Origin of the sequence: Marinobacter salinexigens, assembly GCF_008370345.1 — a bacterium.
Lineage (GTDB): Bacteria > Pseudomonadota > Gammaproteobacteria > Pseudomonadales > Oleiphilaceae > Marinobacter > Marinobacter salinexigens.
Genome location: NZ_VTUU01000114.1, coordinates 1 through 463 on the forward strand (window position 1 = coordinate 1; position 463 = coordinate 463).

The 463-nt window shown below is 53.8% G+C and carries 1 protein-coding gene; it reads right to left on the reverse strand.

Annotated features, from left to right (window positions below):
• Window positions 1–463, reverse strand: a 463-nt coding sequence (locus tag FWJ25_RS20885) for a 30S ribosomal protein S8e (protein WP_149601895.1), incomplete at both ends; no start/stop codon positions are given.

Here is a 463-nt window from a genome sequence, read left to right on the forward strand (position 1 = left end):
CGGGGCCTTCTTCTTCCTACCAATCTCAACACCATAGTGCTGGAGGTACCATTGCTTGAAGGGGGCAGCATCAACCTGGACAATGGCACTTTTCACCAGGGTCTGTGTCCTCACAAGTTCATTATTCGAGGCATTGTACACGACATCAAGGATACGAGTCTTTCGGGTCACAGCCTCACTCCCCCAAGAGTAATTGCCAGTATCCAGACGGAGGGCCCTCCACTTCACATTTCCTCCACGAACACGAACCCTTCTGACAGTCTTGTTGCTAGAAAGCTTTGTATTTGCCGGCTGCCGGCCCAACTCATACTTCCTCTTCTTCCTCCAGGCCTTCTTCTTCCCTCCCGTTGCGCGTCTCTTGTGCATGGAGTCTCGAGAGATACCCATCTTGGCGGAGACGAGGAGGACCTCTCTTTCTCTTCTCTCTCTTCCCCTCTTGGAACTTCGCCGCCGCCTGCTCCCC